The 13,197-nt window shown below is 71.8% G+C and carries 14 protein-coding genes and 1 tRNA gene; 8 read left to right on the top strand and 7 right to left on the bottom strand.

The window, feature by feature from the left end; genetic code table 11:
* Positions 1-41 precede the first annotated feature (41 nt).
* The 3 genes from ACGH7X_RS12100 to ACGH7X_RS12090 all read left to right on the top strand — a co-directional run bounded on the left by ACGH7X_RS12100 (position 42) and on the right by ACGH7X_RS12090 (position 4,580).
* Positions 42-1,208, top strand: coding sequence for an HpcH/HpaI aldolase/citrate lyase family protein (locus tag ACGH7X_RS12100; protein WP_399884529.1), 1,167 nt, complete (start codon positions 42-44; stop codon positions 1,206-1,208).
* Positions 1,209-1,272: 64 nt separating this feature from the next.
* Positions 1,273-3,768 (top strand): phosphoribosyltransferase, encoded by a 2,496-nt coding sequence (locus ACGH7X_RS12095; protein WP_399896964.1) that lies wholly within the window; start codon positions 1,273-1,275, stop codon positions 3,766-3,768.
* Entirely contained in the window at positions 3,768-4,580 is an 813-nt protein-coding gene (locus ACGH7X_RS12090; protein WP_399884527.1) for an HAD family hydrolase, read from the top strand. The genes ACGH7X_RS12095 and ACGH7X_RS12090 overlap by 1 nt, the downstream gene beginning before the upstream one ends.
* On the opposite strand, the gene ACGH7X_RS12085 is transcribed toward ACGH7X_RS12090, so the two are convergent.
* A complete protein-coding gene (locus ACGH7X_RS12085) occupies positions 4,498-5,337 on the bottom strand; it encodes a DedA family protein (protein WP_399884525.1) in 840 nt (279 codons plus the stop codon). The two genes, ACGH7X_RS12090 and ACGH7X_RS12085, sit on opposite strands and share 83 nt — an antisense overlap.
* Before the next feature lie 132 nt (positions 5,338-5,469).
* Between ACGH7X_RS12085 and ACGH7X_RS12080 the strand changes: the two genes are divergently transcribed.
* Together ACGH7X_RS12080 and ACGH7X_RS12075 are read left to right on the top strand one after the other, a co-directional pair.
* A complete protein-coding gene (locus tag ACGH7X_RS12080) occupies positions 5,470-6,612 on the top strand; it encodes a histidine kinase (protein ID WP_399884523.1) in 1,143 nt (380 codons plus the stop codon).
* A complete protein-coding gene (locus ACGH7X_RS12075; RefSeq protein ID WP_399884521.1) occupies positions 6,603-7,247 on the top strand; it encodes a response regulator in 645 nt (214 codons plus the stop codon). The genes ACGH7X_RS12080 and ACGH7X_RS12075 overlap by 10 nt, the downstream gene beginning before the upstream one ends.
* 22 nt (positions 7,248-7,269) lie before the next feature.
* On the opposite strand, the gene ACGH7X_RS12070 is transcribed toward ACGH7X_RS12075, so the two are convergent.
* The 3 genes from ACGH7X_RS12070 to ACGH7X_RS12060 form a co-directional block, all read right to left on the bottom strand.
* Positions 7,270-7,494, bottom strand: coding sequence for a zinc ribbon domain-containing protein (locus ACGH7X_RS12070; RefSeq protein WP_399884519.1), 225 nt, complete (start codon positions 7,492-7,494; stop codon positions 7,270-7,272).
* 22 nt (positions 7,495-7,516) lie between these two features.
* A complete protein-coding gene (locus ACGH7X_RS12065; protein WP_399884517.1) occupies positions 7,517-8,920 on the bottom strand; it encodes a hypothetical protein in 1,404 nt (467 codons plus the stop codon).
* A gap of 71 nt (positions 8,921-8,991) precedes the next feature.
* Entirely contained in the window at positions 8,992-9,762 is a 771-nt protein-coding gene (locus ACGH7X_RS12060) for a DUF4097 family beta strand repeat-containing protein (RefSeq protein WP_399884515.1), read from the bottom strand.
* A gap of 221 nt (positions 9,763-9,983) precedes the next feature.
* On the opposite strand from ACGH7X_RS12060, the gene ACGH7X_RS12055 reads away from it, so the two are divergent.
* Positions 9,984-10,058: transfer RNA gene (locus ACGH7X_RS12055), tRNA-Val, on the top strand.
* 103 nt (positions 10,059-10,161) lie between these two features.
* Here ACGH7X_RS12055 and ACGH7X_RS12050 read toward each other — a convergent pair.
* Positions 10,162-10,518: a hypothetical protein gene (locus ACGH7X_RS12050; protein WP_399884513.1), complete on the bottom strand. Its 357-nt coding sequence runs from the start codon at positions 10,516-10,518 to the stop codon at positions 10,162-10,164.
* 115 nt (positions 10,519-10,633) lie between these two features.
* Here ACGH7X_RS12050 and ACGH7X_RS12045 point away from each other — a divergent pair, with 115 nt between their 5' ends.
* Both ACGH7X_RS12045 and ACGH7X_RS12040 read left to right on the top strand, forming a co-directional pair.
* Complete coding sequence (locus tag ACGH7X_RS12045) at positions 10,634-11,167, top strand: GNAT family N-acetyltransferase (RefSeq protein WP_399884511.1); 534 nt, start codon at positions 10,634-10,636, stop codon at positions 11,165-11,167.
* A 4-nt stretch (positions 11,168-11,171) separates the two neighbouring features.
* Complete coding sequence (locus tag ACGH7X_RS12040; RefSeq protein WP_399884508.1) at positions 11,172-11,405, top strand: DUF2277 domain-containing protein; 234 nt, start codon at positions 11,172-11,174, stop codon at positions 11,403-11,405.
* Between the two features lie 263 nt (positions 11,406-11,668).
* Here the strand turns inward: ACGH7X_RS12040 and ACGH7X_RS12035 are convergent, their stop codons facing one another.
* Complete coding sequence (locus ACGH7X_RS12035) at positions 11,669-12,307, bottom strand: DedA family protein (protein ID WP_399884506.1); 639 nt, start codon at positions 12,305-12,307, stop codon at positions 11,669-11,671.
* 274 nt (positions 12,308-12,581) lie between these two features.
* On the bottom strand, positions 12,582-13,037 hold the full coding sequence (locus ACGH7X_RS12030; protein WP_399884505.1) for a DoxX family protein: 456 nt from the start codon (positions 13,035-13,037) through the stop codon (positions 12,582-12,584).
* Between the last annotated feature and the right edge of the window lie 160 nt (positions 13,038-13,197).

Here is a 13,197-nt window from a genome sequence, read left to right as displayed (position 1 = left end):
CGACGAATCACAGGTCGCCCAGACACCACGGGGGAGTTTAAATGCGTCATTTCGGACAGATAGCCCCTGATGTGCGGAAGCGTCTCTTTCATCAGGAGCCCTGCTCCTTCACGGCGGACTCCCCGGCCCGGCTGCTGTCCGCGGCCCTGGGTGCCACGCTCTACAGCCCGGCCACCAGACCCGGCCTCGCCGACGACATCCTGAAGCAGAGCGCGCGCGGCCTGGTGTCGATGGTGCTCTGCCTGGAGGACTCGATCGGCGACGCCGACGTACCCCTCGGCGAGGCGAACCTCGTCCGTCAGCTCGCGGACCTGGCGAAACGTTCCCCTTCCGACCTCCCCCTGCTGTTCGTCCGGGTCCGTACCCCCGAGCAGATACCCGACCTCGTACGGCGCCTCGGCCCCGCCGCGCGGCTGCTGTCCGGATTCGTGCTGCCGAAGTTCACCGAGGAACGCGGCATGCCCTTCCTGGAGGCGCTCTCCGCCTCCGAGGCCGCCAGCGGCCACAGACTCTTCGCCATGCCCGTGCTGGAGTCCCCCGACCTGCTGTACCGGGAGTCCCGGGTGCAGACGCTGGAGGGCATCTTCCGCGCGGTCGACAAGTACCGCGACCGCGTACTCGCCCTGCGGCTCGGCGTGACCGACTTCTGCTCCTCCTACGGGCTGCGCAGAGGCCCCGACATGACGGCCTACGACGTCCAGATCGTCGCCTCCGTGATCGCCGACGTGGTGAACATGCTCGCCCGCGCCGACGGCACCGGATTCACGGTGACCGGACCGGTGTGGGAGTACTTCCGCGTCCAGGAGAGGATGTTCAAACCGCAACTGCGCCAGAGCCCCTTCCTGGAAGGACAGGCCGTCGAACTCCGTCAGAAGCTCATCGCGCACTCGATGGACGGCCTGTTGCGGGAGATCTCCCTCGACCGTGCCAACGGCCTGCTGGGCAAGACCTGCATCCACCCCTCGCACGTGCTCCCCGTGCACGCGCTGTCCGTGGTCAGCCACGAGGAGTTCAGCGACGCCCAGGACATCCTGCGGCCCGAACGGTGCGGCGGCGGTGTGATGCGGTCGGCCTACACGAACAAGATGAACGAGGTGAAGCCCCACCGCGCCTGGGCCGAGCGGACACTGCTGCGCGCCGAGATCTTCGGGGTGGCGAACGAGGACATCGGCTTCGTGGAGCTCCTCGCCGCCGGCCTGTCCGACTGAACGCAAGGAATCCATGACCGACGCCAGGGCCCATGCCGCGACGGACAACGGGAGGCACGAGTACATGACCGAGAGGGCGCACGCCGAGGGGCGCGCCGGAGTGTGGTCCGGCAGCTGGGTCGCCGAGCGGCTCGGCGTCGAACTGACCGGCGACGACACACTGACCGGTCTGCTGGGAGTCGCCCTGCGCCGCAACCCCAAGCGGGCGCACCTGCTCGTCTCCAACGTGCTCGGCAAACACGTTCCGCAGTCGCCCTCCGTCGTCTACGGCCACGGCGTCGCCCTCGGCCGGCGCGTCCGTGAACTGCTCGGCGCGCAGGCGGCCGGACACGCCGTCGTCCTCGGCTACGCGGAGACCGCCACCGGACTCGGCCACTCCGTCGCCGACGGCCTGGGCCCCGCCCCTTATCTGCACTCCACCCGCCGTCCGGTCACCGGTGTCGCCCGGGCGGGCGGCTTCGAGGAGTCCCACTCGCACGCGACCTCCCACCTCCTGCTGCCGGAGGATCCGGCGCTGCTGGCCGGCGACGGGCCGCTGGTCCTCGTCGACGACGAGTTCTCCACCGGCAACACGGTGCTCAACACCATTCGCGCCCTGCACGAGCGCTATCCCCGCAAGCGGTACGTCGTGGTGGCCCTGGTCGACATGCGCTCGCCCGCGGACGCCGGCCGACTTGAGGACTTCGCCCGGGAGATCGGCGCCCGCGTGGACCTGGTGGCAACCGCCTCGGGCACGGTCCAACTGCCGCCGGGTGTACTGGAGAAGGGGCAGGAACTGGTCGCCCGCCACGAGGCGCGCGGCACGGACGGCGCGCCGAACGCCGCAGCACCCGCCAAGGCGTCCGACCCGCAACCGTCCGGCTCCGTCGCACGGGTCGAACTGGACTGGCCCGCCGGGATCCCCGACGGCGGGCGGCACGGGTTCACCGCCGCCCACCGCGACCGGCTGGAGGGCGCCCTGCCCGGCATGGCGGCGCGAATCGCCGAGGCGCTGCCCGCCGGGGCCCGCCGCGTGCTCGTCCTCGGCTTCGAGGAACTCATGTACGCCCCCCTGCGGCTGGCCCACGCGCTGGAGCAGACCCCAGACATCGAGGTGCGCTACTCCACCACCACCCGCTCTCCCGTCCTCGCCGTCGACGACCCCGGCTACGCCATACGCACCCGCCTGGTCTTCCCCGCGCACGACGACCCGGCCGACGGCCCCGGCGAGCGCTACGCCTACAACGTCGCGGGCGTCGGCTTCGACGCCGTCGTCGCCGTCGTCGACTCGGTCGCCGACACCCCCGCGCTGCACGCCCCGGACGGACTGCCGGCCCGGCTCGCCGCCCACGTCCCCCACGTCCTGCTCGCGGTCGTCCCGTCGTACGTCCCGCACCACCCGCACGCCCCCGAAAGGCCCTCCATGCTGCCCGAGCCCCTGCGCGGCCCCGACTTCTCCTCGTACGAGCCCGACGAGGTCGGCTGGCTGCTCCAGGACCTCTCGGACGTGACGCTGGAGGCGCCTACCGAGGAGCGCGAGGAGGCGATCCAGAGCGGCGGCGCACACTACGCCGAGTCGCTGCCCGTGGAGTACCAGCCCAGCGAGCAGTACCAGGACCTGTTCCACGCGGCGCTGGAGACGTCCGCGGCCCGGCTGGCGCGCGCCGTCGGCGCCGTCACCGAGATCGTGCTCGCGGAACGATCGCCCCGCCCCGTCCTGGTCTCCCTCGCCCGCGCGGGCACCCCCGTAGGCGTTCTGATGCGCCGCTGGGCGCAGTTCCGTCATAATCTCGACCTCCCTCACTACGCCGTGTCGATCGTCCGGGGCCGCGGCATCGACGCCAACGCGCTGCGCTGGCTGGCCGACCACCATGACCCCGCCGACGTCGTCTTCGTCGACGGCTGGACCGGCAAGGGCGCCATCACCCGCGAACTCGCCGCCGCCCTGCGCGACTTCGAGGCCTCCGACGGCGTCACCGGCTTCGACCCGGAGATCGCCGTACTGGCCGACCCCGGTTCCTGCGTACGCACCTACGGCACTCGTGACGACTTTCTCATCCCCTCCGCCTGCCTCAACTCCACCGTCTCCGGCCTGATATCCCGCACCGTGCTCCGCGACGACCTGGTCGGCCCGCACGACTTCCACGGCGCGAAGTTCTACCGCGAACTCGCCGGCGCCGACCTCTCGCCGGCCTTCCTCGACGCCGTCTCCGCCCGCTTCGCGGACGTCACCGACACGGTCGACGCCCAGGCGAAGGAGCTGCTCTCCGCCGACCGTGCCCCCACCTGGGAGGGCTGGGCCGCCGTCGAGCGCATCAGCGAGGAATACGGCATCCACGACGTGAACCTCGTCAAGCCCGGCGTCGGCGAGACCACCCGCGTGATGCTGCGCCGCGTCCCCTGGAAGGTGCTGGCCCGGGCCGGTGCCGGCACCGACCTGGACCATGTGCGCCTGCTGGCCGAACAGCGGGGCGTACCCGTCGAGGAGGTCGCCGACCTGCCCTACACCTGTGTCGGGCTGATCCACCCCCAGTACACGCGGGGCGCGACCGGCGCCGACGGCACGGCGGTGACGCTGTGATGCCGGTGCTCGTCGCCAGCGACCTCGACCGCACGCTGATCTACTCGGCGGCCGCGCTCGGGCTGACCATGCCCGATCTGAGGGCACCACGCCTGCTGTGCGTGGAGGTCTACGAGAGCAGACCCCTCTCCTACATGACCGAGACGGCCGCCCAACTGCTGACCGACCTGGGCGACACCGCGGTCTTCGTGCCGACCACCACCCGGACCCGCAAGCAGTACCAGCGCATCAACCTCCCCGGCCCGGAACCGAAGTACGCGATCTGCGCCAACGGCGGCCACCTGCTGGTGGACGGCGTGTCCGACCCCGAGTGGCACGCGCGGGTGACCGCACGGCTGGCCGACGAATGCGCCTCGCTGGCCGAGGTCCGCGACCACCTGATGAACACCGCCGACCCGCTGTGGGTGCGCAAGCACCGGGTCGCCGAGGACCTCTTCGCCTACCTCGTGGTCGAGCGCGAACTCCTGCCCGAGGACTGGGTGAAGGAACTCGCCGTGTGGGCCGAGAACCGCGGCTGGACCGTGTCCCTCCAGGGCCGGAAGATCTACGCCGTCCCCAAGCCGCTCACCAAGAGCGCCGCCGTGCACGAGGTCGCCCGCCGCACCGGTGCCGAACTCACCCTCGCCGCAGGCGACTCGCTCCTGGACGCCGACCTGCTCCTCGCCGCCGACCGCGGCTGGCGCCCCGGCCACGGCGAGCTGGCCGACTCCGGCTGGTCCGCTCCGACGATCAACGCCTTGCCCGAGCGCGGTGTCCTGGCCGGTGAGCGGATCCTGCGGGAGTTCCAGCGTGCGGTGAGCCCGGCTCGCTGACCCGGCCGTGCGGATCACCGGCATCGTCCCGGGTGCCGGTGCCGGTGCCGGTGCCGGTGCCGTCGGCGGGCGGTCGTATGTCCTGCCGCCCGTCGGGTCCGCGGCCCCGCCTGCGGTGGCCGGCTCCCGGCCGCAGCAGACGCAACCCGATGAAGACCAGCAGAGCCAGAGCGGCGATCGCGAGGATCACCTTCGAGTACGTGGAGGCGATGCCCGAGACCTGGGACCAGTTGTCCCCCAGCGCGTAGCCCGCGAGGACGAAGACGGTGTTCCAGATCGCGCTGCCCAGCGTGGTCAGGGCGAGGAAGACCGGCAGCCGCATCCTTTCGACACCCGCCGGCACGGAGATCAGGCTCCGGAAGATGGGGATCATCCGGCCGAAGAACACGGCCTTGGTCCCGTGCTTGAGGAACCACGCCTCCGTCCTCTCTATGTCGGACACCTTCACCAGCGGCAGCTTCCCCGCTATCGCCACCGTGCGGTCCCGGCCGAGCAGGGCGCCGATCCCGTACAGGGCGAGCGCGCCGATCACCGACCCCGCCGTCGTCCACAGCAGGACGGCGATCACGTTCATCCGGCCGGAGCTCGCCGCGAACCCGGCGAGCGGCAGGATCACCTCGCTCGGCAGGGGAGGGAAGAGATTCTCCAGAGCGATGGCGAGGCCGGCGCCCGGCGCGCCGAGCGCGTCCATGAGGTCGTTGATCCACTGCGGTGCCGCACCGCTGTCCACGGCCGGCTGCGCTGCGATGGCTGTCATGACGACCACGCTAGAAAATCCCGGCTGAAGGGACCCTGAGGAAGACCGCAGGATCGACTGCGGTGAACCGCAAGCGGGAATTGCGGTTTTCCGCAGTGTGCGCCACCACCGCGCCCGACTAGCCTCGCGATCATGCGAGACATGGCGCGACGAGTAGTGCGGTGCGGGGTGGGCCTCATCATGGGGACCGCCGCGGCCGCCGTCGAGCTGCTCTTCGCCCTGCTGGCCGGCGCGGCCCTGCTGCCGGTGGCGGCCTGGCCGGAAGGACGCCGTACCGTGCTGCGCCCGGTCCTCGCGGGCGCGCGGATACTGGCGGAGCTGGAGCGGGCCCGGCTGGGGATGTGGCTCGACCTGCGCGTCACACCCGCGTACGAAGACGTGCGGGCGCTGCGGTACGTGGCCTGCCACTGGGCGCTGGGCGTCCTCGGCGGGGTGGTGATGCTGACGGCCGCCATCGGCCTCGGGTACGGCACCTTCGGGATATACGGCTGGCTCCTGCTGGACGGCATACGCGACCCCGGTTCGTTCGTCCTGGGCAGTCTGGGCGGCTTCTTCCTCGTGTTCCTCGCCGTACAGGGAATATTCGGCGTGGTCGGACTGGAGGGGCAGCTGGCCCGTCACTTTCTCGGTCCCCGCCACCAGGAGGAGCTGGAGCGACGGATCGCCGAGCTGTCCGCCAGCCGCGCCGCGGTGGTCGACGCGGTGAACGACGAACGGCGCCGCATCGAGCGGGACCTGCACGACGGTGTACAGCAGCGTCTCGTCGCCCTCGGCATGCTGCTCGGCCGGGCCCGCCGCAGTCAGGACGCCGACCGCCGGGACCGGCTGCTGGGCCAGGCCCACGACGAGAGCCGCCGTGCCCTGGACGAGCTGCGCGAGGTGGCCTGGCGGATCTATCCGACCACGCTGGACGAGGCCGGGCTGCGCGCGGCCCTGGAGACGGTCGCCGAGCGGGCCTCCGTGCCGGTGGGGGTGGAGTACGACCTCGCCGAGGAGCCCGAGCAGGCCGTGGCGACCGTCGCATACTTCGTGGTCTGCGAGGCGGTCACGAACGCGGTCAAGCACGCGGCGCCGACCCGTATAAGCGTCGCCGTCAGAGCGGAGGAGGAACGGATGTACGTGAGCGTGCAGGACGACGGCTGCGGCGGGGCGAACGCCGCCGGCAGCGGACTGTTCGGGCTCGCCCGGCGCGTCGCCGCCCTCGACGGCAGCCTCAGCGTGCTCAGCCCGCCGGGCGGGCCCACCATCGTGGCCGCGGAGCTGCCATGCGGGTGATCCTCGCCGAGGACTCGACCCTGCTCAGGGAGGGGCTGGTGCGGCTGCTGGCGGAAGAAGGTCACGAGGTGCTCGCGGCTGTCGGCAATGCCGAGCTGCTGCTGAAGGCGGTCGCCGAAGATCCGCCGGACGTGGTCGTCGCCGACGTCCGGATGCCGCCCACGCACACGGACGAGGGCCTGCGCGCGGCCCTGGAGATACGCGAGCGCTGGCCGCAGGTCGGGGTGCTGGTGCTCTCGCAGTACGTCGAGAAGCGGTACGCGACCGAGCTGCTCACCGGGGAGACGGAAGGAGTCGGATATCTGCTCAAGGACCGGGTGGTCCAGGTCGACGAGTTCCTTGACGCGCTGGAGCGGGTGGCCGCCGGGCGCGCCGCGTTCGATCCGGAGGTCGTCCGTCAGCTGCTCGGCCGCACGACGCACACCGACCTGCTCGCCCGGCTCACCGTGCGGGAGCGGGACGTGCTGGCCGAGATGGCGCAGGGCCACACCAACGCGGCGATCGCCCGTCGGCTGCACATCTCGCAGAGCGCGGTGGAAAAGCACACCAACGCGATCTTCGACAAGCTGGAGCTGACCGGAGGTGAGGGCTATTCACGCAGAGTGCTGGCGGTCCTGCGCTATCTCGGGAGCTGAAGGGGGCTGAGGGGAGCTGATCTCAGCTGCAGCAGCCGCCACCGCAGCAGCCGCCACCGCCTCCGCCTCCCGGCGAGGGGGTCGGCGCGGATGCGGAGGCCGAGCCGCCGACCGCGACCGTCGACAGCAGCTTCACCGTGTCGTCGTGGCCGGCCGGACAGGCGGCGGGAGCGGAGGACTCGGCCATGGGACGGCTCAGTTCGAAGGTGTCGCCACAGCTTCGGCAGCGGTACTCGTAACGAGGCATGCGCACAGGTTAACCGGCAGGGTCAGTGACCGGCCCCGCGCTCCTCACGGATCTGGGTGACCACGTGGGCCACCGTCTGCCGGACCGCTTCCGTCTCCGTCAGGAAGTGCCAGTAGTCGGGGTGCCGGCCCTCCAGCGTGGTGATCGCCCGTTCCAGCCGGGCCACCGCCTCGTCGAGCGGGCGCGCGTCACGGGGGTCGGGGGTGTTGCGTCCGGCCATGGCCAGGCGCTGGGCGTCGCGGATCGCGAAGCGGGTGCGCTCGATCTCCTGCTGCGGGTCCTTCTGCACGGCGTTGAGCTGCCGCAGCCGGTCACCGGCCGCCGAGACGGCCTCGTCGGTCGAGTTCAGCAGGGCTCGCACCGTCGACAGCAGGGCGGTGGCGTCGGGCCAGCGCTGCTCGTCGCGGGCGGTCTGCGCCTCGGCGAGTTTCCGCTCGGCCTGCCGGACCGATTCGGTGGCCTGGTCCGGCACCTGCTGGAGGTCCTGCCAGCAGGCGGCGGTGAACCTGCGCCGCAGTTCGCTCAGTACCGGCTCGACCTGCTCGGTCCGGGTGGTCAGGGCCTGGGCGCGGGTGCGCAGGGAGACCAGGCGGTGGCCGATCTCGGCAGCGCGTTCGGGCAGCCGATCGGCCTCGGTGCGTACGGCCTCGGCCTCGCGGGTGACCCGTTCGGCACGCTCGAGGGTCTGGGGCACTCCGTGCTGTCCCGCGCCCTGGTTCAGCCGGGTCAGCTCCGGGCCGAGGGTGGCGAGACGGGCGGCGAGGTCGTCCGCCTGCAGCCCGGATCCACGCGCGGCGTCCAGGGCGTTGGAGGCGGCGAGCAGGGCCTGCCGGGCGCGCTCGACGGCGGGCGCCAGCCGAGCCAGCTGGGTCTCGGCCTTGCCGAGCAGCGGGCCCAGGCCCTCGGCGAAGCGGTCCAGTTCCTGCTTGACCCGGCCCAGCTCGTTCTTCGCGGCGGACAGTTCGGTGCGGGCGTGGGCGGCGGCCGAGGCCTCCAGGTCGTCCCGGTCCAGGTCGTGGGCGTCGACGGCGCTGATGTACTGATGGCTGGCCTCGTCGATGCGCCGGCCGAGTGCCTCGAAATCGGTGACCGCGCGCCGGGCGGCTGGGGAGGAGTCGACGGCCGCGATCGTCTCTATCGAGATCCGCAGGTCCCGCTGCGCGGTGTCCAGCTCGTAGAACGCGGCCGCCGCGTCGTCCTTCGCGGTCTGTGCCTCGGCCCGCTGGCTCTCGGCCCGCCCGCCGAACCAGCGCCGCGTACCGCCCCCGGCGAACGCGGCGGGCAGTGCGAGCACGGCGAGGAGCGGCAGGCCCATCAGGGTGAGCGTGTCACGGACCGCCCCGGGCGGGCGGCGGTGGGGGCGGTGCGGCAGGCGCTGGGCGCGCGCCACCATCGGCGAGTACGGCTGCGATGGTGTGCCCGTCACATCCCTCTCCCGTGTCGTCCGTCCTGCCCGGGTTCATTCTCCCACCCGTAAGGAACGAACACACGGGCCAGTCAGTTCGCGGTTCGGACCGTGACTTTGCCGTCACCGGTCCGGGCGTTCACCACGTGGGCGCTCACGTCGTCCCGCGGCACGGACACGTCGACCCCGCCGTCACCGGTCTTCGTCGACACCTTGTACGTGGCCCGGGGCAGGGTGATCGTCACGGAGCCGTCGCCGCTGCGGGACTCCACCAGGTCGGGAACGGTGCCGAGTTCGAGACGCACGGAGCCGTCGTTGGTGTGGGTGCTCACCCGGCGGGAGGAGACCTCCGCGCGCACGGAACCGTCACCGGTGCGCAGCTCGAGCGGTCCGGTCGAGTCGGTGACGTGCACGGACCCGTCGCCGGTGTGGATGTTCAGGGCGTCCCGGAACCCTCGCGCCCGTACGCTGCCGTCCCCGTCCTTCACCTTGACGGCGACGCCCCGCGGCACCTCGACGCGGTGCTTGGCGGCGCAGTCGGCGACCACGCCGGAGCAGTGCATCCGCAGCACCAGCTTGTCGCCGTCCATCTTCCAGGTCACCTCGGGATCCGAGCCGACGGCGACCGACCCGGAGAACCACCGGGTGACCTCGATCTTCCCGGACGCCTGGTCGTCCGAGGCGACGATCTCCAGGGCGGAGTCGTCGGAGTCGACGGTGAGCGTGCTGCCCTGGAGTGCGAACGACCGGTGCTCGGGGTCCTTGTCGTCCGAGGCGGAGGCGCAGGCGCTCAGGCCCGCGACGAGAACGGCGACGGTGCCGGCGGCGGCGAACGCGCGGACGGGAACGGTACGGGCGGGCATGACGGTCTCCCCCTGGAGCGGACGACGAGGGCCGCGCCAGGGACTCTCCGCAGTACCGGAGACACCCTTTTCGACGAGGCTCTTCGACCGTACGGAGCACGGGCGCCCGCGGGGATCCGGGCCACTACCGGAACGAAGGTGGGGTTAACCCCCGGCCGGAGCACGGCGCCCACACGTTTGCCGGGCAGTGCTCGGGGCCATGTAGGCTGTCGACTCGTCCTGGGTGCGTAGCTCAGGGGTAGAGCGCCTGCCTTACAAGCAGGATGTCGGCGGTTCGAAACCGTCCGCGCCCACCAGGACCGGCGCCGTCGTCGTCGGTGCGAGGGCCCCCGGAGTTCTTCCGGGGGCCTTTCGCGTGCCGCCCGTTCGCGACTTCCCCGGACACCTCTCCTGCACGCCTCAGGCGTCCCCGGGCGAGGGCTGGGGAAGCGGGACCTCGTGGGCGCGTTTCAGTTCCGATCTGGCGCTCACCTGGTCGGGGCCGGTCATCTCCGACCAGTACCGATGCGTGCTGACGAACACGGCCAGCTCGCGCTCGCGCTGTCGGAGCTTCTCGACCTCCGCCTGTTCGTCCGCGGACCAGCCGGGCGAGGCCGGGCGCTCGATCTTGCGCCAGCCGTTGTCGTCGCTGAATCCGTCGAGGGGCTCGACGGACCAGGGAAGCCTCTTCAGCAGGACCGACAGCTCGGCCCGGACCTGATGCAGTTCCTCCTGACCGGCGAGGAGATCACTGGGGAAATCATAGGTCGTAGCCACGTTCCAATGATACGCCTGTTCGATTTTGAGGCGCGCGTTCCCTTCGGCGGTTCACGCGAAAGGATGGCGCTGGGACCAGGACCCACTGTCAGACCCCTGCCCTACGGTGAAAGACATGGACGGCGTGGACGAGCGGACCGGAGCGGGCGGGGAGCGGGTGTGCCTGGTCCCCTGGGCGGAGGGGGATCTGTGGCTGCTGCGCAGGACCAACAGCCCGGAGATGACCGCGCACCTCGGCGGCCCGGAGACAGAGGAGCAGCTCACGGCCCGGCACCGGCGTTACGTGGAGCTGCGGTCGGGGCGGATGTACCGGGTGACGCTTGCGGACGGCGGCGAGACCGTCGGCTCCATCGGGTACTGGCAGCGGACCTGGCAGGACACCGAGGTCTGGGAGACCGGGTGGGCGGTCCTGTCCGAGTTCCAGGGGAGAGGGCTGGCCGTACGGGCGGCCCTCGCCCTGAGAGAGGCGGCCCGAGCCGCCGGGTCCCACCGGTATCTGCACGCGTTCCCGAGCGTCGACCACGCCGCATCCAACGCGGTCTGCCGAGGGGCCGGGTTCACCCTGCTCGGACAGGCCGACTTCGAGTATCCGAAGGGCCACTGGATCAGGTCGAACGACTGGCGGGTCGACCTGGAGAGAGGAGACTGACGTCATGTGCCGCAGCATCAAGACACTGCGTCCGCCCGCGCTGCCCGAGGAGGCCACCGAGGACGAGATCAGGGCCGCCGCCCTTCAGTACGTGCGCAAGGTCTCCGGATTCCGCGCGCCCGCCGCGCACAATCAGGAGGTCTTCGAGCAGGCCGTCGAGGCCGTCGCCGAGGCCACGGCCGAGTTGCTGGCCGGCCTGGAGATACGAGGAGGCGCCGCCGCACGCCGGGCGTCCTGACGCCAACCGGTGCCGCCGCGCCTCCGGTCCCCGGGTCCTCGCCGTCGTCCTCGTGCCCGTCCCCCTCCCTGTCCCTGTCCCTGTCTTGGCATGCTTCCGCGCGCCGTCGGCCCCTGGGCGCACCGGTGGCTTCACCCGGGCCGCGTGACAATGGCGCCGGTCGCCGGTCGTGCTGCGACCCGTCCCGCCCGTCGCCCGTCTCCCACTCGCCGAGTGACGCCCGCCGCTCGCGGCTCTACGCGCGCGCCCCGAGGCCTCCGTCGCTACGACGCCTCAGTCGTCCGGGGCTGGCGTCGCATCAGGTAGGCCGCGCCCGCCCCGGCGCCGAAGAGCGCCACCAGCGACACGGCCGTCGCCAGCCAGGTCGCGCCCAGCCACTGGCCGCCGAAGTAGCCGAGGGCGACGCTGTAGGCGGCCCAGGCGAGCCCGGCGAGGGCCGACCAGGGGAGGAACTCGCGGATCCGGCGATGGGCCGAGCCGGCGACCAGCGAGACGACCGATCGGCCGGCCGGGGCGAAACGGGCCAGGACGACGAGGGCGCCGCCACCGCGGGCGAGGGCACCGCCGAGACGTTCCTGCGCGGTGGTCAGCCGCCGGGAACGGGCGATCGCGCGGTCCAGCCGTGCCCCGCCGCGCCAGGCGAGGCGGTACACCGCGAGGTCGCCGAGGACGGAGGCGGTCGCCGCGCAGAGCGTGAGGACCAGGATGTCGGGGACGTCCTGCGGCACCCGTCCGGCAGCCGCTGCTCCCGAACCCGCGGCCGCCGCCGTGGCCGCCGTGATCACCAGGACACCGCTCGGCAGCACCGGCAGAAAGATGTCGAGGAGCACCGAAACAGCCACCAGCGCATAGATCCATGGGCTGCTGACCAGCGACGCGATACTTCCCAGACTCTCGGCCACCACAACTCCCCGTAACTCCCCCGTGGGCCAGACCATGCCGCGAGACGCGGGGACGGCAGGAGCGGCCTATGACAGCCATACAGCGTACGCCCGGGGTGTGACAGTGGGTTCACAGGGGGCTTGTGTGTTCGGCACGGGGCGTTCACCCCGGTGATGTCTTCACACCTGCTCGCAAAACGCCTGACGGTGAAGCACCTGCGCGCGAAGCGCGCCAGCGGTGCCCCCGGCCGGGAGAGCACCGCCCACCGCGCTGGGCACCGCTGTGGCGGTCCGGTCAGGCCGCGACCGGCGTCTGCCGCTCCGGAGCGGTGCGCTCCTGCTCGGCCGTACGCCGGGCGAAGAGCCGGTCCAGGCCGAAGGCGCCGGAACCGGTGAAGGCGAGCAGCAGGAAGGCCCAGCAGAACATGGCGGGGGCCTCGCCGCCGTTCTCCATCGGCCACAGGGCGCCCGGCTGGTGCACCTTGAAGTACGCGTAGGCCATCGAGCCGGAGCAGATGAGCGCTGCCGGGCGGGTGCCGAGGCCCAGCAGGACGAGGCCGCCGCCGACCAGCTGGATCACCGCCGCGTACCAGCCCGGCCAGGTACCGGCGTCGATCGTGCCGCCGCTTCCCGCGGCGCCGCCGAGGACGCCGAAGAGCGAGGCGGCGCCGTGGCAGGCGAAGAGCAGGCTGACGACTATGCGGAACAAGCCGAATACGTAGGGCTGGGCGCTGTTGAGGCGTCCGGACATGTGGGGGTGCTCCTTCGGTCGACCGGCCGGGGTGGGCCGGTGGGGGACGGAACCGAGTGGGCTGCCCACGTTAGGTGCGCCTAATGAGTACTTGCAAGTTCAACATTTAGCCATAGGCTGACGTGCAGTCACCTTCCCGCCGCCGTCGCCGTTCCAGGTG

The organism is Streptomyces sp. BBFR51 (genome assembly GCF_044591655.1).
In the GTDB taxonomy this organism is placed as follows: Bacteria; Actinomycetota; Actinomycetes; order Streptomycetales; family Streptomycetaceae; genus Streptomyces.
Note: the sequence above shows the minus strand (reverse complement) of the source record. Positions and strands in the feature narration are given on the sequence as shown.

Bases quoted from the DNA above. Each gene is read 5' to 3' on its own strand.
- ACGH7X_RS12100 (WP_399884529.1), top strand. From the start codon at position 42: ATGCGTCATTTCGGACAGATAGCCCCTGATGTGCGGAAGCGTCTCTTT.
- ACGH7X_RS12095 (WP_399896964.1), top strand. From the start codon at position 1,273: ATGACCGAGAGGGCGCACGCCGAGGGGCGCGCCGGAGTGTGGTCCGGC.
- ACGH7X_RS12090 (WP_399884527.1), top strand. From the start codon at position 3,768: ATGCCGGTGCTCGTCGCCAGCGACCTCGACCGCACGCTGATCTACTCG.
- ACGH7X_RS12085 (WP_399884525.1), bottom strand. From the start codon at position 5,337: ATGACAGCCATCGCAGCGCAGCCGGCCGTGGACAGCGGTGCGGCACCG.
- ACGH7X_RS12080 (WP_399884523.1), top strand. From the start codon at position 5,470: ATGCGAGACATGGCGCGACGAGTAGTGCGGTGCGGGGTGGGCCTCATC.
- ACGH7X_RS12075 (WP_399884521.1), top strand. From the start codon at position 6,603: ATGCGGGTGATCCTCGCCGAGGACTCGACCCTGCTCAGGGAGGGGCTG.
- ACGH7X_RS12070 (WP_399884519.1), bottom strand. From the start codon at position 7,494: ATGCCTCGTTACGAGTACCGCTGCCGAAGCTGTGGCGACACCTTCGAA.
- ACGH7X_RS12060 (WP_399884515.1), bottom strand. From the start codon at position 9,762: ATGCCCGCCCGTACCGTTCCCGTCCGCGCGTTCGCCGCCGCCGGCACC.
- ACGH7X_RS12045 (WP_399884511.1), top strand. From the start codon at position 10,634: ATGGACGGCGTGGACGAGCGGACCGGAGCGGGCGGGGAGCGGGTGTGC.
- ACGH7X_RS12040 (WP_399884508.1), top strand. From the start codon at position 11,172: ATGTGCCGCAGCATCAAGACACTGCGTCCGCCCGCGCTGCCCGAGGAG.
- ACGH7X_RS12030 (WP_399884505.1), bottom strand. From the start codon at position 13,037: ATGTCCGGACGCCTCAACAGCGCCCAGCCCTACGTATTCGGCTTGTTC.